General features: G+C 60.7%; 23 protein-coding genes. 14 read left to right on the top strand and 9 right to left on the bottom strand.

Annotated elements, in window-relative coordinates:
* Positions 1-13: 13 nt before the first annotated feature.
* The 3 genes from gatB to gatC are packed head-to-tail and all read right to left on the bottom strand — an operon-like array spanning position 14 to position 3,225.
* Positions 14-1,459: an Asp-tRNA(Asn)/Glu-tRNA(Gln) amidotransferase subunit GatB gene (gene gatB / locus F6S08_RS05290; RefSeq protein ID WP_065924303.1), complete on the bottom strand. Its 1,446-nt coding sequence runs from the start codon at positions 1,457-1,459 to the stop codon at positions 14-16.
* A gap of 10 nt (positions 1,460-1,469) precedes the next feature.
* The gene (gene gatA / locus F6S08_RS05295; RefSeq protein WP_315871358.1) at positions 1,470-2,921 is read right to left on the bottom strand and encodes an Asp-tRNA(Asn)/Glu-tRNA(Gln) amidotransferase subunit GatA; all 1,452 of its coding nucleotides are present in this window, start codon (positions 2,919-2,921) and stop codon (positions 1,470-1,472) included.
* A gap of 16 nt (positions 2,922-2,937) precedes the next feature.
* Entirely contained in the window at positions 2,938-3,225 is a 288-nt protein-coding gene (gatC, locus tag F6S08_RS05300; RefSeq protein WP_003171764.1) for an Asp-tRNA(Asn)/Glu-tRNA(Gln) amidotransferase subunit GatC, read from the bottom strand.
* A 210-nt stretch (positions 3,226-3,435) separates the two neighbouring features.
* Between gatC and mreB the strand changes: the two genes are divergently transcribed.
* The 8 genes from mreB (at position 3,436) to tldD (ending at position 14,646) form a co-directional block, all read left to right on the top strand.
* A complete protein-coding gene (gene mreB, locus F6S08_RS05305; RefSeq protein ID WP_002555108.1) occupies positions 3,436-4,473 on the top strand; it encodes a rod shape-determining protein MreB in 1,038 nt (345 codons plus the stop codon).
* 138 nt (positions 4,474-4,611) lie between these two features.
* Positions 4,612-5,733 carry a rod shape-determining protein MreC gene (gene mreC / locus F6S08_RS05310; RefSeq protein WP_074843900.1) on the top strand — a complete coding sequence of 374 codons (1,122 nt, stop codon included), beginning with the start codon at positions 4,612-4,614 and terminating at the stop codon, positions 5,731-5,733.
* On the top strand, positions 5,733-6,221 hold the full coding sequence (gene mreD / locus F6S08_RS05315) for a rod shape-determining protein MreD (RefSeq protein WP_027604826.1): 489 nt from the start codon (positions 5,733-5,735) through the stop codon (positions 6,219-6,221). The genes mreC and mreD overlap by 1 nt, the downstream gene beginning before the upstream one ends.
* 51 nt (positions 6,222-6,272) lie before the next feature.
* On the top strand, positions 6,273-6,869 hold the full coding sequence (locus F6S08_RS05320) for a Maf family protein (protein WP_027604825.1): 597 nt from the start codon (positions 6,273-6,275) through the stop codon (positions 6,867-6,869).
* A gap of 71 nt (positions 6,870-6,940) precedes the next feature.
* Entirely contained in the window at positions 6,941-8,398 is a 1,458-nt protein-coding gene (gene rng / locus F6S08_RS05325; RefSeq protein ID WP_010213134.1) for a ribonuclease G, read from the top strand.
* 76 nt (positions 8,399-8,474) lie between these two features.
* The gene (locus F6S08_RS05330) at positions 8,475-12,290 is read left to right on the top strand and encodes a YhdP family protein (protein ID WP_065924300.1); all 3,816 of its coding nucleotides are present in this window, start codon (positions 8,475-8,477) and stop codon (positions 12,288-12,290) included.
* A gap of 48 nt (positions 12,291-12,338) precedes the next feature.
* Positions 12,339-13,187, top strand: coding sequence for a carbon-nitrogen hydrolase family protein (locus tag F6S08_RS05335; RefSeq protein WP_065924299.1), 849 nt, complete (start codon positions 12,339-12,341; stop codon positions 13,185-13,187).
* A 16-nt stretch (positions 13,188-13,203) separates the two neighbouring features.
* Positions 13,204-14,646 carry a metalloprotease TldD gene (tldD, locus tag F6S08_RS05340; RefSeq protein WP_065924298.1) on the top strand — a complete coding sequence of 481 codons (1,443 nt, stop codon included), beginning with the start codon at positions 13,204-13,206 and terminating at the stop codon, positions 14,644-14,646.
* Between the two features lie 44 nt (positions 14,647-14,690).
* Here the strand turns inward: tldD and yjgA are convergent, their stop codons facing one another.
* Positions 14,691-15,212 carry a ribosome biogenesis factor YjgA gene (gene yjgA / locus F6S08_RS05345; protein WP_017138246.1) on the bottom strand — a complete coding sequence of 174 codons (522 nt, stop codon included), beginning with the start codon at positions 15,210-15,212 and terminating at the stop codon, positions 14,691-14,693.
* A gap of 108 nt (positions 15,213-15,320) precedes the next feature.
* Here yjgA and pmbA point away from each other — a divergent pair, with 108 nt between their 5' ends.
* From pmbA to F6S08_RS05375, 6 genes are all read left to right on the top strand, one after another.
* Positions 15,321-16,667: a metalloprotease PmbA gene (pmbA, locus tag F6S08_RS05350; RefSeq protein ID WP_065924297.1), complete on the top strand. Its 1,347-nt coding sequence runs from the start codon at positions 15,321-15,323 to the stop codon at positions 16,665-16,667.
* Positions 16,668-16,814: 147 nt separating this feature from the next.
* Complete coding sequence (locus F6S08_RS05355; RefSeq protein ID WP_027604820.1) at positions 16,815-17,210, top strand: hypothetical protein; 396 nt, start codon at positions 16,815-16,817, stop codon at positions 17,208-17,210.
* Positions 17,203-18,579, top strand: coding sequence for a class II fumarate hydratase (locus F6S08_RS05360; protein WP_065947116.1), 1,377 nt, complete (start codon positions 17,203-17,205; stop codon positions 18,577-18,579). Before F6S08_RS05355 ends, F6S08_RS05360 begins: the two co-directional genes overlap by 8 nt.
* Before the next feature lie 27 nt (positions 18,580-18,606).
* A complete protein-coding gene (locus tag F6S08_RS05365) occupies positions 18,607-19,035 on the top strand; it encodes a hypothetical protein (RefSeq protein WP_024073462.1) in 429 nt (142 codons plus the stop codon).
* Position 19,036: 1 nt separating this feature from the next.
* Positions 19,037-19,648 (top strand): superoxide dismutase, encoded by a 612-nt coding sequence (locus F6S08_RS05370; protein WP_065924295.1) that lies wholly within the window; start codon positions 19,037-19,039, stop codon positions 19,646-19,648.
* Positions 19,649-19,681: 33 nt separating this feature from the next.
* A complete protein-coding gene (locus F6S08_RS05375; RefSeq protein WP_065924294.1) occupies positions 19,682-20,575 on the top strand; it encodes a ZIP family metal transporter in 894 nt (297 codons plus the stop codon).
* A gap of 23 nt (positions 20,576-20,598) precedes the next feature.
* On the opposite strand, the gene F6S08_RS05380 is transcribed toward F6S08_RS05375, so the two are convergent.
* The 5 genes from F6S08_RS05380 to F6S08_RS05400 form a co-directional block, all read right to left on the bottom strand.
* Positions 20,599-20,871, bottom strand: coding sequence for an HPr family phosphocarrier protein (locus F6S08_RS05380; RefSeq protein WP_027604815.1), 273 nt, complete (start codon positions 20,869-20,871; stop codon positions 20,599-20,601).
* 16 nt (positions 20,872-20,887) lie between these two features.
* Positions 20,888-21,745 carry an RNase adapter RapZ gene (gene rapZ / locus F6S08_RS05385; protein ID WP_027604814.1) on the bottom strand — a complete coding sequence of 286 codons (858 nt, stop codon included), beginning with the start codon at positions 21,743-21,745 and terminating at the stop codon, positions 20,888-20,890.
* Between the two features lie 2 nt (positions 21,746-21,747).
* A complete protein-coding gene (gene ptsN / locus F6S08_RS05390; protein ID WP_065924293.1) occupies positions 21,748-22,212 on the bottom strand; it encodes a PTS IIA-like nitrogen regulatory protein PtsN in 465 nt (154 codons plus the stop codon).
* Positions 22,213-22,222: 10 nt separating this feature from the next.
* Positions 22,223-22,528 carry a ribosome hibernation-promoting factor, HPF/YfiA family gene (gene hpf, locus F6S08_RS05395; RefSeq protein ID WP_027604812.1) on the bottom strand — a complete coding sequence of 102 codons (306 nt, stop codon included), beginning with the start codon at positions 22,526-22,528 and terminating at the stop codon, positions 22,223-22,225.
* A 75-nt stretch (positions 22,529-22,603) separates the two neighbouring features.
* Complete coding sequence (locus tag F6S08_RS05400) at positions 22,604-24,097, bottom strand: RNA polymerase factor sigma-54 (protein ID WP_065924292.1); 1,494 nt, start codon at positions 24,095-24,097, stop codon at positions 22,604-22,606.
* Positions 24,098-24,206 lie beyond the last annotated feature (109 nt).

The raw sequence follows: 24,206 nt of genomic DNA on the forward strand, positions 1-24,206 counted from the left end.
CCATTCATCGCAATCAGCCTTCGAGCTTGCTTTTCAGCAGTTCGTTCACCTGTTGCGGGTTGGCCTTGCCTTTGGAGGCTTTCATCGCCTGGCCGACAAAGAAACCGAACATCTTGCCGCGCTTGGCTTCGTCTGCCGCACGGTACTGTTCGACCTGCTCGGCGTTGGCCGCCAGCATTTCATCCAGCACGGCCGAGATGGCGCCGCTGTCGGTGACTTGCTTGAGACCGCGTTTCTCGATGATCTCGTCGGCGCTGCCTTCACCGCTGGCCATGGCTTCGAACACGGTCTTGGCGATTTTGCCGGAGATGGTGTTGTCCTTGATGCGCAGCAGCATGCCGCCCAATTGCTCGGCCGACACCGGTGCTTCGTCGATCTCCAGGCCCTGTTTGTTCAGCAGGCTGCCCAGCTCGACCATCACCCAGTTGGCCGCCAGCTTGGCGTCACCGGCAATGCTCACGACCTTTTCGAAGTAGTCGGCTTGCTCACGGCTCGAAGCCAGCACGCTGGCATCGTAGATCGACAGGCCGAACTGCGCCTGGAAGCGCTCGCGTTTTTGCGGCGGCAACTCCGGCAGGGTGGCGCGGATGTCATTGAGGAACGAATCCTCAAGCACCACCGGTAACAGGTCCGGATCGGGGAAGTAACGGTAGTCGTTGGCTTCCTCTTTGCTGCGCATGGCGCGGGTTTCGTCTTTGTTCGGGTCGTACAGGCGCGTTTGCTGGATCACCTTGCCGCCGTCCTCGATCAATTCGATCTGGCGCCGCACTTCGGTGTTGATCGCTTTCTCGATAAAGCGGAACGAGTTGACGTTCTTGATCTCGCAGCGAGTGCCGTACTCGGCCTGGCCTTTTGGCCGCACCGACACGTTGCAGTCGCAACGCAGCGAGCCTTCGGCCATGTTGCCGTCACAGATGCCCAGGTAACGCACCAGCGCGTGGATGGTCTTGACGTAGGCCACGGCTTCCTTGGCGCTGCGCATGTCCGGCTCGGACACGATCTCCAGCAGCGGGGTGCCGGCACGGTTCAGGTCGATACCGGTGGCACCGTTGAACTCTTCGTGCAGGCTCTTGCCGGCGTCTTCTTCCAGGTGCGCACGGGTGACGCCGACACGCTTGATGGTGCCGTCTTCCAGCGGGATGTCCAGGTAGCCCTTGCCGACGATCGGCAATTCCATCTGGCTGATCTGGTAGCCCTTGGGCAGGTCCGGGTAGAAGTAGTTCTTGCGCGCGAACACGTTGTGCTGGCCGATCTCGGCGTCAATCGCCAGGCCGAACATCACCGCCATGCGCACGGCTTCCTGGTTCAGCACCGGCAGTACGCCAGGCATGCCCAGGTCTACCAGGCTGGCCTGGGTGTTGGGCTCGGAGCCGAACGTGGTGGCGCTACCGGAGAAAATCTTCGATTGGGTGGCGAGCTGGGTATGAATCTCCAGCCCGATCACAACTTCCCATTGCATAGTGTTCTCCTCAGAAGCCGGTAGGGGTGCGAGTGTGCCAGTCGGTGTTCAACTGGTACTGGTGCGCCACATTGAGCAGGCGGCCTTCCTGGAAGTACGGGGCGAGCAATTGCACGCCCACCGGCAGGCCATCGACGAAACCGGCAGGCATGGACAAGCCCGGCAGGCCCGCGAGGTTGGCGGTGATGGTGTAGAGGTCTTCCAGGTACTCGGCAATCGGGTCGCCGGTCTTGGCGCCGATCTTCCAGGCCGGGTTCGGCGTGGTTGGGCCGAGGATCACGTCGACTTCTTCAAAGGCAGCCATGAAGTCGTTCTTGATCAGGCGTCGGATCTTTTGCGCCTTGAGGTAGTACGCGTCGTAATAGCCGGCGGACAGGGCGTAGGCACCGACCATGATCCGGCGTTGCACTTCGGCACCGAAGCCTTCGCCACGGGAGCGTTTGTACAGGTCGGTCAGGTCCTTCGGGTTCTCGCAGCGGTAGCCGAAGCGCACGCCGTCGAAACGCGACAGGTTGGAAGAGGCTTCTGCCGGCGCGATCACGTAGTAGGCAGGAATCGCATGCTGGTTGTTCGGCAGGCTGATTTCCTTGATCACGGCGCCGAGCTTTTCCAGCTCCTTGACGCTGTTGTGCACCAATTCGGCAATGCACGGGTCGAGACCGGCGCTGAAGTATTCCTTCGGCACGCCGATGCGCAGGCCCTTGAGCGAAGTGTTGAGGCTGGCGCTGTAGTCCGGCACCGGTTCATCGATGCTGGTGGAGTCCTGCGTGTCGAAGCCTGCCATGCCTTGTAACAAAATCGCGCAGTCTTCGGCCGTGCGGGCCAGTGGGCCGCCCTGATCGAGGCTGGAGGCGTAGGCGATCATGCCCCAGCGGGAAACGCGACCGTAGGTCGGCTTCAGGCCGGTGAGGTTGGTGAAGGCCGCCGGCTGGCGGATCGAGCCGCCGGTGTCGGTGGCCGTGGCGGCTGGCAGGAAGCGCGCGGCAACGGCCGCAGCCGAACCACCGGATGAACCGCCGGGCACGTGTTCCAGGTTCCATGGGTTCTTCACCGCGCCGTAGTAGCTCGACTCGTTGGCCGACCCCATGGCGAATTCGTCCATGTTGGTCTTGCCCAGGGTCACGGCCCCGGCAGCGGCCAGCTTGGCGACCACGGTGGCGTCGTAGGGCGCCTTGAAGTTGTCGAGCATCTTCGAGCCGCAGCTGGTGCGCACGCCCTGGGTGCAGAACAGGTCCTTGTGGGCGATCGGTGCGCCCAGCAGGGCACCGTTTTCACCGTTGGCGCGGCGTACATCCGCGGCCTTGGCCTGGCTCAGGGCCAGCTCTTCGGTGAGGCTGATGAAGCTGTTGACCTTGGGGTCCAGCTCGGCGATGCGCGCAAGCAGGGTCTTGGTCAGCTCTTCGGAGGAAAACTTTTTGTCGGCGAGACCGCGGGCGATCTCGGCCAGAGTCATGTGATGCATGAAAGGCTCTTTCCCTTTAGTCGATGACTTTCGGAACCAGGTACAGGCCGTTTTCGACCGCTGGCGCGATGGACTGGTAGGCCTCGCGATTATTGCGCTCGGTCACGACGTCTGCGCGCAGGCGCTGGCTGGCTTCCAGCGGGTGAGCCAGGGGCTCGATGCCGTCGGTATTCACGGCCTGCATTTGGTCAACCAGCCCGAGAATGCTGTTCAGGGCTGCGGTGGTCTGTGGAAGATCGGCTTCATTCAGGCCAAGCGAGGCCAGATGAGCGATTTTTTCCACGTCGGAGCGTTCAAGCGCCATGGGAATCTCCAGTGGAAAACAGAACGGAGGCTGTCCGTGTGTTAGATTGTCGGAACACTACCGCATTTCTACGGTCTTACGGCCGCGATTGTGGGGGTTGGTGCACAGAAAGTCGGCCAATTTAGCACATTGGCGCCTTGCCCAAAATCCCTGTCGTTGTTAGAGTTTGCCGCACTTTTTTACCCACGCGTTGCCTAGGGTCCTTTCCCCATGTTCAAGAAACTGCGTGGCATGTTTTCCAGCGATCTTTCCATTGACCTGGGCACTGCCAACACCCTTATTTACGTGCGCGAGCGCGGTATCGTCCTGAATGAGCCGTCGGTTGTGGCCATTCGGACCCATGGTAATCAGAAAAGTGTCGTTGCCGTCGGCACCGAGGCCAAGCGCATGCTCGGCCGAACACCAGGCAATATTGCTGCCATTCGTCCGATGAAAGACGGCGTGATCGCCGACTTCAGCGTCTGCGAAAAGATGCTGCAGTACTTCATCAACAAGGTTCACGAAAACAGTTTCCTGCAGCCCAGCCCTCGTGTGCTGATCTGTGTTCCGTGCAAATCCACCCAGGTGGAGCGTCGTGCCATCCGTGAATCGGCCCTTGGCGCCGGTGCCCGCGAAGTGTTCCTGATCGAAGAGCCGATGGCTGCTGCGATCGGTGCCGGCCTGCCGGTTGAAGAAGCGCGCGGTTCGATGGTGGTGGATATCGGTGGTGGTACCACTGAAATCGCCCTGATTTCTCTGAACGGTGTGGTGTATGCCGAATCCGTACGTGTAGGCGGCGACCGTTTCGACGAAGCGATCATCACTTATGTACGTCGCAACTACGGCAGCCTGATCGGCGAATCCACCGCCGAGCGCATCAAGCAGGAAATCGGTACCGCTTACCCGGGCGGCGAAGTTCGCGAAGTCGATGTTCGCGGTCGCAACCTGGCCGAAGGCGTTCCACGTGCCTTCACCCTGAACTCCAATGAAGTGCTGGAAGCTCTGCAAGAGTCCCTGGCCACCATCGTTCAGGCTGTGAAGAGCGCCCTGGAGCAATCGCCGCCGGAGCTGGCTTCCGACATCGCCGAGCGAGGCCTGGTGCTGACCGGTGGTGGCGCCCTGTTGCGCGACCTCGACAAGCTGCTGGCCCAGGAAACCGGCCTGCCGGTGATCGTCGCCGAAGACCCGCTGACCTGCGTTGCCCGTGGCGGTGGTCGTGCACTGGAAATGATGGATAAACACACCATGGACCTGCTCTCCAGCGAATAAGATCGTTGGTTGCACCATGTTTCGCCCGCAGGCAGCACTTTGCAGTGCTGCCTGTTGGCGTTTATCTTCTTCAATCTGCATCCAGGCCGGTTAGATGCCGTATGAATAAAGAGAACATTTGCCTGGGAGGAGCGGCCTATTAAACCGCTTTTCGCCAAAGGCCCCTCATTGGGCGTGCGCTTATTGGTGCTGGTCGTGCTTTCGGTCGCATTGATGGTGGTCGATGCCCGCTTTGCGCTGCTCAAGCCGGTGCGTAGCCAAATGTCGCTGGTGTTGATGCAGACCTACTGGATCACCGACCTGCCGCAACGTCTCTACCAGGGCGTGGCCAGCCAATTTGGCAGCCGCACCGAACTGGTTGCCGAGAACGAAAAACTCAAGACCGAAAACCTGCTGTTGCAGGGGCGCATGCAAAAGCTGGCAGCCCTCACCGAGCAGAACGTTCGGCTGCGCGAGTTGCTTAACTCTTCTGCGTTGGTCAACGAAAAGGTCGAAGTGGCCGAGTTGATCGGCATGGACCCCAACCCCTTTACCCATCGCATCATCATCAACAAGGGTGAGCGCGACGGTGTGGTCCTTGGTCAGCCGGTACTGGATGCTCGGGGACTGATGGGGCAGGTCGTCGAGCTGATGCCCTACACCTCGCGGGTCCTGCTGCTGACGGACACCACCCACAGCATTCCGGTGCAGGTCAACCGTAACGGCTTGCGCGCGATTGCCAGCGGTACCGGTAACCCTGAGCGCCTGGAATTACGTCACGTCGCGGATACGGCCGACATCAAGGAAGGCGACCTGCTGGTCAGCTCCGGCCTGGGCCAGCGGTTCCCGGCAGGCTATCCGGTGGCAACGGTCAAGGAAGTGATCCACGATTCCGGCCAGCCCTTCGCCATTGTGCGTGCCGTGCCCACTGCCGCCCTGAACCGCAGCCGCTACCTGTTGCTGGTGTTCAGCGACAACCGTACTCCGGAAGAACGCGCCAACGACGCCGCCCAGGCCCAGGAAGCGGAAGACAAGAAGAACGGCACCGCGCCGATCATTCCTGCGACCGTGCCCAAGCCTCAGTCGACTACCCCCGTTGTACCGGCGGCAACTCCGGCAGCTACTGCGCCTGTGGCCACACCGGTCAAGCCTGCGGTCCATAGCGTGCACCCGGTGAAACCGACTGCAGCGAAACCGCCGGCCACCACGCCTGCCACTACGACGCCCGCTGCGAAGCCTCCAGCCGCAGCCCCGGCCACCACACGGCAGAGGGAGGAATAATGGCCGGTACTCATTCGAGCAATGGCTGGATCGTCTGGCTGACATTCGCCATCGGCTTGCTGCTCAGCGTTTCGCCGCTGCCGCAGTTCATGGAGATCCTGCGTCCGCTGTGGCTGGCATTGCTGCTGGCATTCTGGTCGCTGAACCTGCCGCATAAAGTGGGCATGGTCACGGCCATGTTCCTGGGCTTGGCGGAAGATGTGCTGTATGGCACCTTGCTGGGCCAGAACGCGTTGATCCTGACCCTGATCACCTTCCTGGTGCTGTCGTTGCAGCAGCGCCTGCGCATGTTCCCGATGTGGCAGCAATGCCTGGTGATCCTGGTGATCTTCGGCCTGGCGCAGTTGGTACAGTTGTGGCTCAGTGCCTTGACCGGCAACCGCCAGCCAACCCTGGCGCTGGTGTTGCCGGCCCTGGTCAGTGCGCTGTTGTGGCCGTGGATCAGCTTCGGCCTGCGTGGGTTACGTCGTCGCTATAAAATCAATTGAATGGATTGCGAGGCTCTGCCTGGTTATCGAACCCTACAGGGAGAGTCTGCAATGAATTCGCTATATCTGGCCTCGGGCTCCCCGAGGCGGCGTGAACTGCTGACCCAGATCGGTGTGCCTTTCACCGTGGTCAGCGCCGCCATTGATGAAACCCCTCTTACAAACGAAACCCCTGTTTCCTACGTCGAGCGTCTCGCTCGAGGTAAGGCCGCAGCGGGTTTTGCTGCGCTCGGGCAACGCTCGGCCGCCTGCGTCCTGGGCGCCGATACCGCAGTGATCGTGGACGGCAAGATCCTCGGCAAGCCCGTAGACCAAGCCGATGCGTTGGCGATGTTGATGGCACTGGCGGGGCGTGAACATGAAGTTCTGACTGCGATTGCCCTGACTGACGGCCAGCGCTGTGAAACCCGATGTGTAAGCAGTCGTGTACTTTTCCGTGGGATTTCTGTCGAGGAGGCTACAAGCTACTGGCACAGCGGCGAACCCCAGGACAAGGCGGGCGGCTATGCTATCCAAGGGCTTGGCTCGGTGTTTGTGGCCGGGCTCAATGGCAGCTATTCCGCCGTGGTAGGCCTGCCGGTGTGCGAAACCGCGCAACTGCTTGCCCAATTCGGCATACCCTGTTGGCAAAACCTTACCGCGCGCTGAACGCGTTACTCCAGCGCCCAGCCTTACAGCGATCGGTCACTATTGTGAAAACGCCTGAACGAGACCCAGCCATGAGTGAAGAGATTCTGATCAATATCACGCCGATGGAATCGCGCGTGGCGGTGGTAGAGAACGGTGTTCTGCAAGAAGTGCATGTCGAGCGCACCCAGAAACGCGGGATCGTCGGCAATATCTACAAGGGCAAGGTGGTGCGGGTGTTGCCGGGGATGCAGGCGGCATTTGTCGATATCGGCCTGGACCGGGCAGCATTTATCCACGCCTCGGAGATTTCCCTGCGCGAAGGGCCGGCGGTGGAAAGCATCAGTGCCTTGGTGCATGAAGGGCAGAGCCTGGTGGTGCAAGTCACCAAGGACCCCATCGGCTCCAAGGGCGCACGCCTGACCACTCAACTGTCGATTCCGTCGCGCTACCTGGTGTATATGCCGCGCACCGCCCATGTCGGCATTTCCCTGAAAATTGAAGACGAAGCCGAGCGCGAGCGCCTGAAAAAGGTGGTCAGCGATTGCGTGGCCGCTGAAGGTATCAAGGAAGCGGGCGGCTTTATCCTGCGCACCGCAGCCGAGGGCGCCGGTGCCGACGAAATCCTCATGGACATTCGCTACCTGCGGCGCCTGTGGGACCAGATCGGCGCACAGATCAAGACCATCGGCGCGCCGAGTGTGATCTACGAAGACCTGGGCCTGGCCCTGCGTACCTTGCGCGACCTGGTCAGCCCCAAGATCGAGAAAATTCGCATCGACTCGCGGGAAACCTTCCAGCGCACCACGCAATTTGTTGCCGAGCTGATGCCGGAAATTGCCGATCGCCTGGAGCATTATCCTGGCGAACGGCCGATCTTCGACCTGTATGGCGTCGAGGACGAAATCCAGAAAGCCCTGGAGCGCAAGGTGCCGCTCAAGTCCGGTGGCTACCTGGTGGTGGACCCGGCGGAAGCGATGACCACCATCGACGTCAACACCGGCGCGTTCGTAGGCCATCGCAACCTTGAAGAGACCATCTTCAAGACCAATCTCGAAGCGGCCACGGCGATTGCTCGTCAACTGCGCCTGCGTAACCTGGGCGGCATCATCATCATCGACTTCATCGACATGGAAGATGAAGAGCACCAGCGCCAGGTGCTGCGCACGCTCGAAAAACAGCTGGAGCGCGATCACGCCAAGACCAATATCATCGGCATCACCGAGCTGGGCCTGGTGCAGATGACCCGCAAGCGCACCCGCGAGAGCCTGGAGCAGGTGCTGTGCGAGCCCTGCAGCAGTTGCCAGGGCCGCGGTAAGTTGAAGACTCCGGAAACGGTTTGCTACGAGATTTTCCGGGAGATCCTCCGAGAGGCACGGGCCTACCAGGCCGAAGGTTATAGAGTGCTTGCCAACCAGAAAGTGGTCGACCGCCTGCTGGATGAAGAGTCCGGTAACGTGGCTGAGCTGGAGGGGTTTATCGGGCGTACGATTCGCTTCCAGGTCGAAACCATGTATTCCCAGGAACAATATGACGTGGTGCTGCTCTGATCCCCATTCGCTTTCTTTTTACGCGACTCGCAGACCTTGATCTGCAGTCCGACTACTGCCTTGAGGGTCGCCTGACATGGAGCGTCTGACACGCTTTTTTGCCGCTTTGACCCGTTGGGGCCTTGGGCTGTGCGCCTTGCTGCTGGTGTTGGCGGCAGTGTACGTGAGCCTGGGGCGTGAATTGACCCCGCTGGTGGCCGAATACCGCGCGGAAATCGAAGCCAAGGCCCAGGCTGCGGTGGACATGCCTGTGCACATCGGCAGCCTTGAAGGCCGCTGGAGCGGTTTTGCGCCCGTGTTGCTGGCCCACGACGTAATGGTCGGCGAGGGCAGCAGTGCCTTGCGCCTGGACCAGGTCGAAGTGGTGCCGGACATGTGGGCCAGCCTGATGGCGCGCGAAGTGCGTATTGCGCACCTGGAAGTCAGTGGCCTGCAACTGAGCGCCAAGGAAGACAAGGACGGCCATTGGGCGCTGCAAGGCTTGCCGATACAGGACGACCAGCCGCTGGACCCGGAGCAATTGCTCAAGCGCATGCAGATGGTCAAGCGTGTATCGCTGCTCGACAGCCAGGTCACCCTGCAACCGTTCGACCAGGCGCCGCTGACCCTGACGTATGTGGGCTTGAGCCTGCACACGGGCGTCACCCGCCAGCGCCTGGACGCTCGCCTGACCTTGCCCGACGGCCAGCCCCTGGCCCTGAGCCTGCGCAGCCGCATTCGCGCGAGCCAGTGGAAGGACGCTGAAGTCGAGGCCTACCTGAGCCTGCCGCAGAGCGACTGGGCCAAGTGGATCCCCGCCAGGCTGACCCAGCAGTGGAAACTCACGCAGTTCAAGGCCGGCGGTGAGTTCTGGCTGAACTGGGGTAAAGGCACGGTGCAAAGTGCGGTCGTGCGCCTCAACTCGCCGCAGGTGAAGGGCAGCTACGCCGAACGCAAGCCGGTGCATATCGAAAACCTTGCACTCACGGCCTATCTGCAACGCAGCGATACCGGCTTGAAGGTGTTGTTTGATTCCCTGGCGATGAACCTGGGCGAGACCCGATGGGAATCGCGCCTGCAATTGCAACAGACCCTGGCGACCGACAAGGACCAGGAAGCCTGGAAGCTGCAGGCTGACCGCCTTGACCTGACCCCCATCACACCGTTGCTCAACGCCCTGGCGCCGCTGCCGGAAGGCGTCGCCAAGACCGTCGAGCACCTGAAGGCCACCGGCCTGCTGCGTAATGTGCTGGTGGATTTCCGTCCTCAAGACACCACCGATCAAAAAGTCAGCTTTGCCGCCAACCTGGAGCGGGTCGGGTTTGACGCCTACTTCGGTGCGCCGGCCGCACGCAACGTTTCCGGCAGCATCAGCGGCGACCTGGGCCAGGGCGAGTTGCGCATGGACAGCAAGGATTTTTCCCTGCACCTCGATCCGATCTTCGCCAAGCCCTGGCAATACCTCCAGGCCAATGCACGCCTGACGTGGAAGCTGGATAAACAAGGCTTCACCCTGATCGCCCCGTATATCAAGGTGCTGGGGGAAGAGGGCAAGATCGCCGCCGATTTCCTGATTCGCCTGCATTTCGACCATAGCCAGGAAGACTATATGGACCTGCGGGTCGGTATGGTCGATGGCGATGGACGCTTTACCCCTAAATACCTGCCGGCCGTACTGAGCCCCGCGTTGGATGAGTGGCTGCGAACGGCAATTCTCAAGGGCGCGGTGGACCAGGGGTTCTTCCAGTACCAGGGCTCGCTGAACCACGACGCATTGCCGGCCGCGCGCAATATCAGCCTGTTCTTCAAGGTGCATGACGCCGAACTGGCGTTCCAGCCGGGTTGGCCCCATGTGAACAAGGTCAATGGTGAAGTGTTTGTCGAAGAGACGGGCGTACGCATCCTGGCCAGCAAGGGGCAGTTGCTCGACACCAAGGTCAAGGACGTCTACGTCAATATTCCCCACGCGCCGTCCGGCAAGGAAAGCCATCTGCTGCTTACCGGTGGTTTTGCCGGTGGCCTGGGCGATGGGCTGAAGATTCTCCAGGAAGCGCCAATTGGTACGGCCTCCACCTTCGCCGGCTGGAAAGGCGAGGGAGACCTGCAGGGCTCGCTGGATCTGGACGTTCCGCTGGTCAAGGGCATCGAGCCCAGGATCGTGGTGGATTTCCAGACTGACAAGGCACGCCTGCAATTGGCGGAACCGCCTCTGGACCTGACGCAGCTCAAGGGTAATTTCCGCTTCGATAGCGCCAAGGGCTTGAGCGGCGAAAAGATTACCGCCCAGGCATTTGACCGGCCGATCACCGCGCAGATCTTTGCCGATGGCAAGCCAGGCAATATCAGCACCCGTGTCGCTGCCAAGGGGCAGGTGACGGTCAAGCGTCTGACGGATTGGTTGAAAGTCAGTCAGCCGTTGCCGGTGTCCGGTGATATTTCGTATCAGTTACAGCTCAACCTGGACGGTGCCGACAGCCAACTGATGGTCAGCTCCAACCTCAAGGGCGTTGCGGTGGACTTGCCGGCGCCGTTCGGCATGCCGGCCAGCCAGGGACGTGACAGCGTATTCCGCATGACCTTGCAGGGGGCTGAGCGCCGCTACTGGTTTGATTACGGTGAGTTGGCCAACTTCACCTTTGCCGCGCCGCCGGACAAACTCAATGACGGCCGTGGCGAGTTGTTCCTTGGCGATGGCGATGCCGTGCTGCCAGGCGCCAAGGGCTTGCGCATCCGTGGCGTACTCTCGGAGCTGGATATCGACCCGTGGAAAAAACTGGTGAACCAGTATGCTGGCAATGACCCAGGTGGCAGTGCCAAGCAGCTGCTGAGCGGTGCCGAATTCAAGATTGGCAAGCTCACCGGCCTGGGTACCCAGTTCGATCAGGTTAACCTGCAGTTGGATCGAAAGCCCGCTGCCTGGGGCTTACAGTTCGACAGCCAGCAGGCCAAGGGGGCGGTGAACCTGCCGGATGCCAAGGGCGCGCCGATTGCGGTCAACCTGCAATACGTGAAGCTGCCGGCGGTGGACCCGACGGTACAGGCTGATGAAAATGCACCGGACCCGTTGGCCAGTATCGATCCCAAGGATATTCCGGCGCTGGATATCGCCATTGACCAGCTGTTCCAGGGGCCGGACCTGATTGGCGCCTGGTCACTCAAGATCCGGCCAACGGCCAAAGGCCTGGCCTTCAATACGCTGGACCTGGGCCTCAAGGGCATGCAACTCAAGGGCGCCGGCGGATGGGAAGGTGTCCCGGGTGACAGCAGCAGTTGGTACAAGGGGCGCCTGGACGGCAAGAACATCGCCGATGTACTCAAAGGCTGGGGCTATGCGCCCACGGTCACCAGCGAGGATTTCCACCTGGATGTGGATGGGCGGTGGCCGGGTTCGCCGGCCTGGGTCGGGCCTAAACGTTTCTCCGGCAGCCTGGATGCGACGTTCCGTAAAGGTCAGTTTGTCGAGGTGGAAGGTGGCGCCCAGGCGCTGCGGGTATTCGGCCTGCTCAACTTCAACTCCATCGGGCGCCGCCTGCGCCTGGACTTCTCCGACCTGCTGGGCAAGGGCTTGAGTTATGACCGGGTCAAGGGCCAATTGGTCGCCAGCAATGGCGTGTTCGTGACGCGCGAGCCGATCACCATGACCGGCCCGTCGAGCAACCTGGAGCTCAACGGCACCCTGGACCTGGTGGCTGACCGTGTCGATGCGAAGTTGCTGGTGACGTTGCCGGTGACCAACAACCTGCCGATTGCCGCGCTGATCGTGGGCGCGCCGGCGATTGGTGGCGCACTGTTCCTGATCGACAAGCTGATCGGTGACCGTGTTTCGCGTTTCGCCAGCGTGCAATACAAGGTGGAAGGCCCATGGAAGGATCCAAAAATCACCTTCGACAAGCCCTTTGAAAAACCAAACTGAGAGCCTGTGGAGTAGCATGGCCCCATGCCTTTTACGGAGTATCGGCCCATGTCCTTTGCAGTAATCCAAATGGTCAGTCAGAGCGATGTGCTGGCCAACCTGGTCCAGGCCCGGCGCTTGTTGGAACAAGCGGCGGCCGGCGGTGCGAAGCTGGCGGTGCTGCCGGAAAACTTTGCCGCCATGGGCCGCCGCGACGTGGCGGATATCGGCCGCGCCGAGGCGCTGGGTGAAGGTCCGATCCTGCCATGGTTGAAACAGACCGCCCGCGACCTCACCTTATGGATAGTGGCTGGCACACTGCCGTTGCCGCCCAAGGATCAACCGCACGCCAAATCCAATGCCTGCTCGCTGCTGATCGATGATCGCGGCGAAGTCGTCGCCCGTTACGACAAGCTGCATTTGTTTGATGTGGACGTGGCGGACGCCCGGGGTCGCTATCGGGAGTCCGATGACTATGCTTTCGGGAGTAACGTGGTGGTGGCGGATACGCCGGTCGGCCGTTTGGGCCTGACGGTGTGCTACGACTTGCGCTTCCCCGAGCTGTACAGCGAGCTGCGCGCGGCGGGGGCTGAATTGATTACTGCGCCCTCGGCCTTTACCGCCGTGACCGGTGCCGCCCACTGGGATGTGCTGATTCGTGCACGGGCCATCGAAACCCAGTGTTACCTGCTGGCGGCCGCCCAGGGCGGTGTGCATCCAGGGCCACGGGAAACCTATGGTCATGCGGCGATCGTCGACCCATGGGGCCAGGTGCTGGCACAACAGGATCAAGGCGAAGCGGTGTTGCTGGCCGAACGCGATAGCAGTGAACAGGCGTCGATACGGGCGCGCATGCCGGTGGTCAACCATCGGCGCTTTTTCTCGCAGGGCGCCCAGCGGCCTGCTTCAGAACGATGAATTTAAGGCCAAACCTATGAGCGAGTTGTTGTCCTCAGTCAGTGAACACCTCCTGGCACCCGGTGGCGTGACCATCGAAAGCTTGCAAACCGTGCTCGGCGATCTGGCCGGGCCAGGCATCGATGCCGCCGACCTGTATTTCCAGGGGCAGATCTCCGAGTCCTGGGCCCTGGAAGATGGCATCGTCAAGGAAGGCAGTTTCAATCTTGACCAAGGCGTAGGCGTCCGCGCGCAATCCGGTGAAAAGACCGGTTTTGCCTACAGTAACGCGATCACTCTGGAGGCGTTGGGCCTGGCCGCACGTGCCGCGCGTTCGATCTCCCGTGCCGGTCAACATGGCACGGTACAGGCGTTCAGTACCCAGGACGTGGCGCAGTTGTATGCGCCGGACAACCCCCTGGAAGTGATCAGCCGCGCGGAAAAGGTCGAGTTGCTCAAGCGTATCGATGCGGCCACTCGCGCTCTGGACCCGCGTATCCAGCAGGTCTCCGTGAGCATGGCCGGTGTGTGGGAACGCATCCTGGTGGCGTCCACCGACGGGGGGCTGGCGGCGGACGTACGGCCGCTGGTGCGTTTCAATGTCAGCGTGATCGTCGAGCAGAACGGCCGCCGCGAGCGTGGCGGCCACGGCGGCGGCGGGCGTACCGACTACCGTTACTTCCTCACCGACGACCGTGCCATGGGCTATGCCCGTGAGGCTTTGCGCCAGGCGTTGGTGAACCTGGAAGCCATTCCTGCGCCGGCCGGCACGCTGCCGGTGGTGTTGGGCTCGGGCTGGTCCGGCGTATTGCTGCACGAGGCCGTGGGCCATGGCCTGGAAGGCGATTTCAACCGCAAGGGCAGTTCCGCCTACAGCGGGCGCATGGGCGAGATGGTTGCGTCCAAGCTCTGCACCATTGTCGATGATGGCACCCTGGCCGGTCGCCGCGGCTCGCTGAGCGTCGATGATGAAGGCACGCCGACCGAATGCACCACCTTGATTGAAAACGGTGTGCTCAAGGGCTACATGCAAGACAAGCTCAATGCCCGCCTGATGGGCGTTGCGCGCACCGGTAATGGCCGTCGCGAATCTTATGCGCACCTGCCGATGCCACGCATGACCAACACCTACATGCTCGGTGGCGAAAGTGACCCGGCGGAGATCATCGCCTCGGTGAAACGCGGTATCTACTGCGCCAACCTCGGCGGCGGCCAGGTGGATATCACCAGCGGCAAGTTCGTGTTCTCCACCAGCGAGGCGTACCTGATCGAAGACGGCAGGATTACCGCGCCGGTCAAAGGGGCAACGTTGATTGGCAATGGCCCGGAAGCCATGAGCAAGGTGTCGATGGTCGGCAATGACCTGGCCCTGGACAGTGGTGTGGGCATGTGCGGGAAGGATGGGCAGTCGGTGCCGGTAGGGGTCGGCCAGCCAACGCTGAAAATTGATGCGATCACCGTGGGTGGCACGGGGTCGTAAGGGGGGAGCTTCGGGTGGCGAAGACCGCCACCCGGGGAAGGGCATCAACGCAGGCCGCGTTGAGTCTCGTCCAGCTCACGGATGTATTTGAAGATTTTACGGCTGGTGGCCGGCGCCTTGTTATGCGCCTGCTCGTGCTGGGCCTGACGGATCAGGGAGCGCAGTTGCTGGCGGTCCGCGTCCGGGTAGTCCAACACGAATTTCTCCAGCACCGCGTCATCGCCCGAGATCAGGCGGTCACGCCAACGTTCCAGGTTATGGAAACGTTCGTTGTACTGGCGAGTGGAGGCATCGGTTTGATCAAGCAAGGCGAGAATGGCGTCAGTGTCCTGATCGCGCATCAGCTTGCCGATAAACATGATGTGCCGTTTACGCGCGATATTCGCGGTGTGCTTGGGTGCGTCCGCAAGCGCCCGGCGCATTTCGTCGGTCAGTGGCAGTTTTGCAATCAAGTCTTTCTTGAGCGTTGTAAGGCGCTCGCCCAGGTCAACCAGAGCATGCAGCTCACGTTTGACCTGGGTTTTGCTTTTCTCCCCATCGAGGGAGTCGTCGTAAGAATCAACCATGGTGGCAGTCCGCAAAGAAACGCCGCCATGATAACCAGTCGGGGGCCGCTTGTCCGGCCCGGTCGCTCGATGGCCTTAGCCGAAAGCAGAATTTGAGTGGAGAAAACCATGAGTGCAGCCCAAAGCGTCGGTCCGCAAGCGTTACCGGCCCTGCAGGAACAAGTCGAGCAGATCCTTGCCGAGGCCAAGCGCCAGGGGGCCAGTGCCTGTGAAGTGGCGGTGTCGCTGGAGCAGGGGTTGTCGACGTCGGTACGTCAACGGGAAGTGGAAACCGTCGAATTCAACCGTGACCAAGGCTTTGGCATCACCTTGTATGTGGGGCAGCGCAAAGGTTCGGCCAGTACGTCGGCCAGCGGTCCGGAGGCCATACGCGAAACGGTTGCCGCGGCATTGGCGATTGCCCAGCACACTTCCGAGGATGAAAGCTCGGGCTTGGCCGATAAGGCGCTGATGGCCAAGGACTTGAAGGATTTCGATCTGTTCCATGCCTGGGACATCACGCCCGAACGGGCCATCGAGCTGGCGCTGACCTGCGAAGCGGCGGCGTTCGATGCCGATGCCCGCATCAAGAACGCCGATGGCACCACGTTGAACACGCATCAGGGCTGTCGCGTCTACGGCAACAGCCACGGGTTTATCGGCGGGTATGCGTCCACGCGCCATAGTCTGAGCTGCGTGATGATCGCCGAGGCCAATGGCCAGATGCAGCGTGATTACTGGTACGACGTAAGTCGTCAGGGTGAGTTGCTGGCAGACCCGGTCAGCATTGGTCAGCGTGCCGCACAACGTGCCGCGAGCCGCCTGGGCGCGCGCCCGGTGCCGACGTGTGAAGTGCCTGTACTGTTTTCGGCGGAGCTGGCAGGCGGTCTGTTTGGCAGTTTCCTGGGGGCCATTTCTGGCGGCAACCTGTATCGCAAGTCTTCGTTCCTTGAAGGGGCGATTGGCCAGACGTTGTTTCCCGATTGGCTGACCATTGATGAGCGTCCGCACTTGATGCGGGCCATGGGCAGTTCGGCGTTCGATGGGGACGGCCTGGCCACGTATGCCAAGCCGTTCGTCGAAAACGGGGAGCTGGTGTCTTACGTACTCGGCACCTACTCAGGCCGCAAACTCGGCCTGCCAAGCACTGCCAACGCCGGTGGCGTGCATAACCTGTTCGTGACCCATGGTGATGAAGACCAGGCGGCGCTGTTGCGTCGCATGGGACGTGGTCTGTTGGTGACCGAATTGATGGGCCATGGCCTGAATATGGTCACTGGGGATTATTCCCGTGGCGCGGCGGGCTTCTGGGTGGAAAACGGTGAGATTCAGTTTGCCGTCCAGGAAGTGACCATCGCCGGCAACATGCGCGATATGTTCAAGCAGATCGTTGCCGTGGGAAATGACCTGGAGCTGCGCAGCAATATTCGCACAGGCTCGGTGCTGATCGAGCGGATGACTGTCGCAGGCAGCTAATCCCGCTACAGCGGCACAAAAAGGCTCGCCCTCTTACGGAGGGCGCGCCTTTTTTGTGGCCGTGTTTCAGGGGGATTGAGGTGCTGCTCTTGTTTTGATTCTCAATATCATTTAATAATAAATATCATTACCGGATGAGTGTGGATCATGAGTTCTGTCCTGCATGAGGATCCTTACCTGGAAAGCTGGCGCTGGATGAGTCGCCAGATTCGCTGTGGTCTGGATCCCAATGAGCCTCGCCTGATCGAACATTACCTCAATGAGGGCCGATACCTGGCGTGCTGTACCGCGACCCATCCGTGGACCATCGCTGAAACCTCATTCCGCCTGCTGATCGACACCGCCAGCGATATTGCACTGCCGTGGCATTGGCGATCCCTGTGTCTGGATCAAGCCTGGCGCCCACTGCGCGACCTGGAAAAACTCTCTCACTGTGCCTGCCGCCTCAAGCGCTGGCAGACCTTTGCCTGGCAATTGGCGACCTGCGAACTGCTTCCCTCCATTTCCGTTTCTGACCTGGTGCAAGGATCTTCCGATGAGTAACACCCGTATCGAACGCGACAGCATGGGCGAACTGCAAGTCCCCGCCGAGGCCTTGTACGGTGCGCAAACCCAGCGCGCGGTGAACAACTTTCCGATCAGCCACCAACGCATGCCGGCGCAATTCATTCGCGCACTGATCCTGGCCAAGGCGGCGGCTGCCAAGGTCAACGTCGACCTCAAGCAGATCAGTGAAGGGCAGGGCAAAGCCATCGTCGATGCCGCCCAAGGCTTGCTCGAAGGCGATTACATGCGGCACTTCCCGGTGGATATCTTCCAGACCGGTTCCGGCACCAGTTCGAATATGAATGCCAACGAAGTGATTGCGACGCTCGCCAGCCGTTTGCTCGGCGAAGCGGTCAATCCCAACGATCATGTGAACTGCGGCCAAAGCAGCAACGACATCATTCCGACCACCATCCATGTCAGTGCTGCGCTGGTGCTGCACGAGCAAACGCTGCCGGCCCTGCTGCACCTGGTGCAGGTGATCGAGCAGAAAGCCGAAGAGGTTCACCCATTCATCAAGACCGGCCGCACGCACCTGATGGACGCCATGCCCGTGCGCATGAGCCAGGTGCTCAATGGTTGGGCCCAGCAACTCAAGGCCAACATCGGCCATCTGCAAGATTTGCTGCCGAGCCTGCAGGCTTTGGCCCAGGGCGGTACGGCGGTGGGCACCGGGATCAACGCGCACCCGGAATTCGCCGCGCGTTTCAGTCAACAGCTCAGTAGCCTGGCGGGTGTGAAATTCACCCCCGGCAAGAACCTGTTCGCGCTGATCGGCTCCCAGGACACTGCTGTCGCCGTCTCCGGCCAGTTGAAAGCCACCGCCGTATCGCTGATGAAAATTGCCAATGACCTGCGCTGGATGAACTCCGGCCCGCTGGCCGGCCTGGGGGAAATCGAACTGGAGGGCCTGCAGCCGGGGTCTTCGATCATGCCAGGCAAGGTCAATCCAGTGATTCCGGAAGCGACCGCCATGGTCGCTGCACAAGTCATCGGCAATGACACGGTGATCACCGTTGCCGGCCAATCCGGCAACTTCGAATTAAACGTGATGTTGCCGATCATTGCCCAGAACCTGCTCAGCAGCCTCGAGTTGCTGGCCAATTCCAGCCGTCTGCTGGCAGACAAGGCCATCGCCAGCTTCAAGGTCAACGAAGCCAAGCTCAAGGAAGCGCTGTCGCGCAACCCGATCCTGGTCACCGCACTCAACCCGATCATTGGTTACCAAAAGGCCGCTGAGATTGCCAAGAAAGCTTATCAGCAGGGCCGTCCGGTGATTGAGGTGGCCCTTGAGCACACCGACCTGCCCCGTAGCCAACTGGAAGTCCTGTTGGATCCGGAAAAACTCACGGCTGGCGGCGTGTAATCACCGACCCTGCTTTGGAGGCTCACCATGGAGCACTGGAAACGCACGATCGAACGGGCCAATCGCTGCTTTATGCAGGGCGAATTGGTTGACGCTCGCGAGGCCTATCTGCAAGCCCTGGCCCTGGCTCAAGTGCTGTTCGAGCGCTGGGCGAATGCCGACGAAGCAGTGGCGGCCTGCGTCATTTCCCATCACAACCTGGCGGATTTGCACCTGCGCCTGAATCAGCCCGAGGAAAGCGCCGAATACCTCTGCGCTATTCACCAGCGCTTGCTCCAGGCCATGCAGGACGTGCGCCTGAGCCCGCAGCTGCGGGAAGCGGCCCTGCGCCAGAGCAGTAAGACTTACGTCGAACTGTTGAATTTCATCAGCGATCACGGTGAGTACCCGCGCACCCATCGCTTGCTGGGCGGTACTGCGGTGCAGCCGACCACGTCTCAATACGGAGCACATTGATATGACCTACACCTTGCCTGCCTTGCCCTATGCCTACGATGCCCTGGAACCGCATATCGATGCGCAAACCATGGAGATTCACTACACCAAGCACCACCAGACCTACATCAATAACCTCAATGCGGCGGTCGAGGGCACCGAGTTTGCGGGCTGGCCTGTAGAGAAACTGGTGTCCAGCGTGCAGCAACTGCCGGAAAAACTGCGTGCGGCCGTCATCAACCAAGGCGGTGGCCACGCCAACCATTCACTGTTCTGGGCGGTGATGTCGCCTAAAGGTGGCGGCAAGCCCGACGGCGCGTTGGGAAAAGCCGTAGAAGAGCAACTCGGCGGTTTCGACAGTTTCAAGGAAGCCTTCACCAAAGCCGCCTTGACCCGTTTCGGCAGCGGTTGGGCGTGGTTGAGTGTCACTCCGCACAAGACGCTGATAGTGGAAAGCAGCGGCAACCAGGACAGCCCGTTGATGAATGGCAACACGCCAATCCTCGGCCTGGACGTCTGGGAGCATGCTTATTACCTGCGCTACCAGAACCGTCGCCCTGAATACATCAATGCGTTCTACAGCGTCATCAACTGGCCGGAAGTTGCCGCACGCTATCAGGCCGCGTTGGCCTGACATTCACCTCGATAACAAGATCTAAGGCCGACTATGGGCACTGAAACACTGGCGATCAGCAGCGTGCGAATGTTTCGTTATGCGTTTGGCTCGCTGCTGCTATTGGCAGGTACTGCATTGCTGGTGGCCCACGGGCTGGCCTGGCTGGATCTGGAGCCGCGCATCATGCGCGCCTTGCAGGGCGGGGCGATTTGCGCGCTTGGCACGGCGCTGGGGGCGGTTCCGGTCTTGGTGATTCGGCGGATGCCGGTGGCGTTGAGCGATACCTTGTTGGGCTTCGGTGCCGGTGTGATGCTGGCGGCGACCGCGTTTTCGCTGGTCGTGCCGGGAATTGCTGCGGCCGAAGCCCTTGGTCTTTCGCCCTGGGGTGCAGGTGGGCTGATCAGCTTCGGCATCATGCTGGGGGCATTCGGTTTGTATCTGGTGGACCGCAAGGTCTCCGGCGCCAGTCCGGAAATGTTGGTGGGCACACCGGATAAACCGGTGATTCCACCGCGTATCTGGCTGTTCGTGTTTGCCATCATCGCCCACAACATCCCCGAAGGCATGGCGGTTGGCGTCTCAGCCGGCGGCGGCATGCCGGATGCCGATAGCTTGGCCATGGGCATTGCTTTGCAGGATGTGCCCGAAGGTCTGGTCATTGCGCTGGTATTGGCTGGGGCAGGGATGTCGCGGATCAGGGCGTTCCTGATCGGCGCCGCGTCAGGCTTGGTGGAGCCGGTGTTCGCCGTGCTTTGCGCCTGGCTGGTGACCCTGGCCGAGGTGCTGTTACCGTTGGGCCTGGCACTGGCTGCTGGCGCGATGCTGTTGGTGGTCACCCACGAAGTGATCCCGGAGTCGCGCCGCAACGGTCACGAAAAACTCGCGAGCCTGGGGCTGTGCATGGGGTTCTGCTTGATGATGGTGATGGATACCGCCTTGGGGTGAGGCCTCAGCGGGGATAGGGGTTACTACTCACCCTCATCAAAGAAGTTGTTGATCAGCGCTACCAGGGCGTCCATTGCTTCCTGCTCTTGCTCGCCCTCGGTGCTCAAATGAATCTTGGTGCCCTTGCCGGCCGCCAACATCATCATCGCCATGATGCTTTTGCCATCGACCATGCTCTCCGGTGTACGCCCGGCGCGGATCTGGCAAGGGAACTGCCCGGCAATACCGACGAATTTGGCCGAGGCGCGGGCATGCAGGCCCAGCTTGTTGATGATTTCAATTTCCAGAGCGGGCATCGCGGGGGTGTTCCTTTCAGCTAAGGTCGCGGTGGCGAACCTGGACGTTCTTGAGGGTTTGTTGCAGCACCTGGCCCAGGCGCTCGGTCAGGTAGACAGAGCGGTGGTGACCGCCGGTGCAGCCGATGGCAATGGTGACATAGGCTCGGTTGCTCGCAGCAAAGCGCGGCAACCATTTGAGCAGGTAGCTGGAAATGTCCTGGAACATCTCCTCCACATCCGGTTGCGCGGCCAGGTAATCGGCCACAGGCTGATCCAGCCCCGACTGGTCGCGCAGTTCCGGCTTCCAATAAGGATTGGGCAGGCAGCGCACGTCGAACACCAGGTCGGCATCCACCGGCATGCCACGCTTGAAACCAAAGGACTCGACCAGAAATGCAGTGCCAGGCTCCGGCTGGTTCAGCAGGCGTAGCTTGATGGCATCGCGCAACTGGTACAGGTTGAGGCTGGTGGTGTTGATCTTGAGGTCAGCGAGGTCAATGATCGGCCCGAGCAGCTTGGTTTCATCCTCGATGGCTTCGGCCAGGGAGCGGTGTGGGCTGCTGAGGGGGTGACGTCTACGGGTCTCTGAGAAGCGCTTGAGCAGGGTTTCTTCGTCGGCGTCCAGATATAGCACATCGCAATGAATGTGTTTGGCACGCACCTCTTCGAGCAATTCCGGAAAACGCGTGAGGTGGCTCGGCAGGTTGCGGGCGTCAATCGAAACGGCGACCAGAGGTTGTGCCAATTCGGTATGGATCAGTGCCCGCTCCGCCAATTCCGGGAGCAGGCCGGCGGGCAGGTTGTCGATGCAATAGAAGCCGTTGTCCTCAAGGACGTTGAGGGCGGTACTTTTACCCGAGCCGGAGCGGCCGCTGACGATGATCAAACGCATGATTACTGCCCGTTTTGCTCATCCAGGACAACTTGATACAGCGCCTCGTTGCTACTGGCACTGCGCAGTTTGTCGCGTACTTCCTTGCGGTCGAGCATGCTTGCGATCTGCCGAAGCAGTTCCAGGTGTGCATCGGTGGCGGCCTGTGGGACCAGCAGAACAAACAGCAGGTCTACCGGGGCGCCGTCGATCGCGTCGAAATCTATAGGTGCGTCCAGGTGCAGCAGGGCGCTGACAGGTGACTCGCAGCCTTTGAGGCGGCAGTGGGGAATGGCGATGCCGTTGCCAAAACCGGTGGAGCCGAGTTTTTCACGGGCAATCAGAGCCTCAAAGACATCTTGCATCTCCAGTTCAGGCACTTGGCTGCTGATCAGGTTGGCAATTTGTTCGAGGGCTTTCTTCTTGCTGCCGCCCGGCACGTTCACGAGGGAACGGCCGGGGGTCAGGATGGTTTCAAGTCGGATCATGGGGGGAGAGTTAACGACCTGTGCCCTGAAGCAGGCTCAGATTCTTTTCCTTATGCTTTTTGAGTTGGCGGTCAAGCTTGTCTGTGAGCAAGTCGATTGATGCATACATGTCTTCATGTTCGGCATTGGCGACCACTTCTCCACCGGGTATCTGAAGAGTCGCTTCGATTTTCTGCTGAAGCTTGTCGACCTTCATGATGACCTGCACGTTGGTGATCTTGTCGAAATGACCCTCAAGCTTCCTCAGCTTCTGCTCGACGTAGTCGCGTAGTGGAGGGGTGACTTCTACATGGTGTCCACTGATGTTGACTTGCATACAGCTTCTCCTTCGTTGCCAGTGCATAAAGCGGCGGGTAGGAATACCCACCACTGGAACGCTGTGGCCCGCCCGTCACATCAAACGCTTACGCTCGCTGGAAGGCGCGATCCCAAGGGACTCGCGGTACTTGGCGACGGTTCGACGGGCGACCTGAATGCCTTGTGCCTCCAGTAAACCAGCGATCTTGCTGTCACTCAACGGCTTTTTCTGATTTTCCGCAGCAACCAGTTTTTTGATGATTGCGCGGATCGCCGTGGACGAGCATTCGCCGCCTTCGGATGTGCTGACATGACTGGAGAAAAAGTATTTCAGCTCATATATGCCCCGTGGGGTATGCATGAATTTTTGTGTGGTCACCCGGGAAATCGTCGATTCGTGCATGCCCACCGCTTCTGCGATGTCGTGCAGGACCAGCGGTTTCATCGCCTCGTCACCATATTCCAGGAAGCCGCGCTGATGCTCGACGATCTGGGTGGCCACTTTCATCAGGGTTTCGTTGCGGCTCTGCAGGCTCTTGATGAACCAGCGCGCTTCCTGCAACTGGTTGCGCATGAAGGTGTTGTCGGCGCTGGTGTCGGCACGGCGCACAAAACCGGCATATTGCGGGTTGACCCGCAGGCGCGGCACCGACTCCTGGTTCAGTTCCACCAACCAGCGCTCGTTGTCCTTGCGCACGATCACGTCGGGAACGACGTATTCGGCTTCGCTGGACTCGATCTGCGAGCCTGGACGCGGGTTGAGGCTTTGCACCAGCTCGATGACCTGGCGCAGGTCGTCTTCCTTGAGCTTCATGCGCCGCATCAACTGGCTATAGTCGCGGCTGCCCAGCAGGTCGATATAGTCGGTGACCAGGCGCTGGGCCTCGGCGAGCCATGGGGTCTTGGCGGGCAGCTGGCGCAGTTGCAGCAGCAGGCATTCGCTCAGGGTGCGGGCACCGATGCCGGCGGGCTCGAACTGTTGGATGCGGTGCAGGACCGCTTCGATTTCGTCCAGCTCGATGTCCAGTTCCGGGTCGAAGGCCTCGAGAATCTCTTCGAGCGTCTCGTCCAGGTAACCCTGGTTATTGATGCAGTCGATCAGGGTCACGGCGATCAGGCGATCGGTGTCCGACATCGGCGCGAGGTTCAGTTGCCACAGCAGATGGCTCTGCAGGCTCTCGCCGGCGGAAGTGCGGGTGGTGAAGTCCCACTCGTCATCGTCATTACTGGGCAAGCTGCTGGCGCTGGTCTGGTAGACGTCCTCCCAGGCGGTGTCCACCGGGAGTTCGTTGGGAATGCGTTCGTTCCAATCGCCTTCCTCAAGGTTATCCACCGTGGGGGCGGTTTCCTGGTAGGAGGGTTCCTGTACGTCGGAATTGGGTTTTTGCTCGATGTTGTCGGCCAATGGGTCTGCATTATCGAAGTCGTCGCCTTCTTCCTGGCGTTCGAGCATCGGATTGGACTCCAGGGCCTCCTGGATTTCCTGTTGCAGGTCCAGGGTCGACAATTGGAGCAGGCGGATGGCCTGTTGCAGCTGCGGTGTCATCGTCAGCTGCTGGCCCATTCTCAGGACTAGCGATGGTTTCATGGCAGGGGCTTAACACCTTATTCGCCGGCGCAATGCGCCATCCACGACAGGGCGCGTGAGCGCCAAACATAAGCAAATTATATGCCTGATATCGGGGGCTTTGCCTAGA

This window comes from Pseudomonas sp. JV449, assembly GCF_032424295.1.
GTDB classification, from domain to species: Bacteria; Pseudomonadota; Gammaproteobacteria; order Pseudomonadales; family Pseudomonadaceae; genus Aquipseudomonas; species Aquipseudomonas marginalis.

Bases quoted from the DNA above. Each gene is read 5' to 3' on its own strand.
- gatC (WP_003171764.1), bottom strand. From the start codon at position 3,225: ATGGCGCTTGAACGCTCCGACGTGGAAAAAATCGCTCATCTGGCCTCG.
- mreB (WP_002555108.1), top strand. From the start codon at position 3,436: ATGTTCAAGAAACTGCGTGGCATGTTTTCCAGCGATCTTTCCATTGAC.
- tldD (WP_065924298.1), top strand. From the start codon at position 13,204: ATGAGCGAGTTGTTGTCCTCAGTCAGTGAACACCTCCTGGCACCCGGT.
- F6S08_RS05335 (WP_065924299.1), top strand. From the start codon at position 12,339: ATGTCCTTTGCAGTAATCCAAATGGTCAGTCAGAGCGATGTGCTGGCC.
- rng (WP_010213134.1), top strand. From the start codon at position 6,941: ATGAGTGAAGAGATTCTGATCAATATCACGCCGATGGAATCGCGCGTG.
- ptsN (WP_065924293.1), bottom strand. From the start codon at position 22,212: ATGATCCGACTTGAAACCATCCTGACCCCCGGCCGTTCCCTCGTGAAC.
- F6S08_RS05365 (WP_024073462.1), top strand. From the start codon at position 18,607: ATGGAGCACTGGAAACGCACGATCGAACGGGCCAATCGCTGCTTTATG.
- gatA (WP_315871358.1), bottom strand. From the start codon at position 2,921: ATGCATCACATGACTCTGGCCGAGATCGCCCGCGGTCTCGCCGACAAA.
- F6S08_RS05320 (WP_027604825.1), top strand. From the start codon at position 6,273: ATGAATTCGCTATATCTGGCCTCGGGCTCCCCGAGGCGGCGTGAACTG.
- yjgA (WP_017138246.1), bottom strand. From the start codon at position 15,212: ATGGTTGATTCTTACGACGACTCCCTCGATGGGGAGAAAAGCAAAACC.
- mreD (WP_027604826.1), top strand. From the start codon at position 5,733: ATGGCCGGTACTCATTCGAGCAATGGCTGGATCGTCTGGCTGACATTC.
- F6S08_RS05360 (WP_065947116.1), top strand. From the start codon at position 17,203: ATGAGTAACACCCGTATCGAACGCGACAGCATGGGCGAACTGCAAGTC.
- rapZ (WP_027604814.1), bottom strand. From the start codon at position 21,745: ATGCGTTTGATCATCGTCAGCGGCCGCTCCGGCTCGGGTAAAAGTACC.
- F6S08_RS05330 (WP_065924300.1), top strand. From the start codon at position 8,475: ATGGAGCGTCTGACACGCTTTTTTGCCGCTTTGACCCGTTGGGGCCTT.
- gatB (WP_065924303.1), bottom strand. From the start codon at position 1,459: ATGCAATGGGAAGTTGTGATCGGGCTGGAGATTCATACCCAGCTCGCC.
- hpf (WP_027604812.1), bottom strand. From the start codon at position 22,528: ATGCAAGTCAACATCAGTGGACACCATGTAGAAGTCACCCCTCCACTA.
- F6S08_RS05375 (WP_065924294.1), top strand. From the start codon at position 19,682: ATGGGCACTGAAACACTGGCGATCAGCAGCGTGCGAATGTTTCGTTAT.
- F6S08_RS05370 (WP_065924295.1), top strand. From the start codon at position 19,037: ATGACCTACACCTTGCCTGCCTTGCCCTATGCCTACGATGCCCTGGAA.
- F6S08_RS05380 (WP_027604815.1), bottom strand. From the start codon at position 20,871: ATGCCCGCTCTGGAAATTGAAATCATCAACAAGCTGGGCCTGCATGCC.
- F6S08_RS05355 (WP_027604820.1), top strand. From the start codon at position 16,815: ATGAGTTCTGTCCTGCATGAGGATCCTTACCTGGAAAGCTGGCGCTGG.
- F6S08_RS05400 (WP_065924292.1), bottom strand. From the start codon at position 24,097: ATGAAACCATCGCTAGTCCTGAGAATGGGCCAGCAGCTGACGATGACA.
- pmbA (WP_065924297.1), top strand. From the start codon at position 15,321: ATGAGTGCAGCCCAAAGCGTCGGTCCGCAAGCGTTACCGGCCCTGCAG.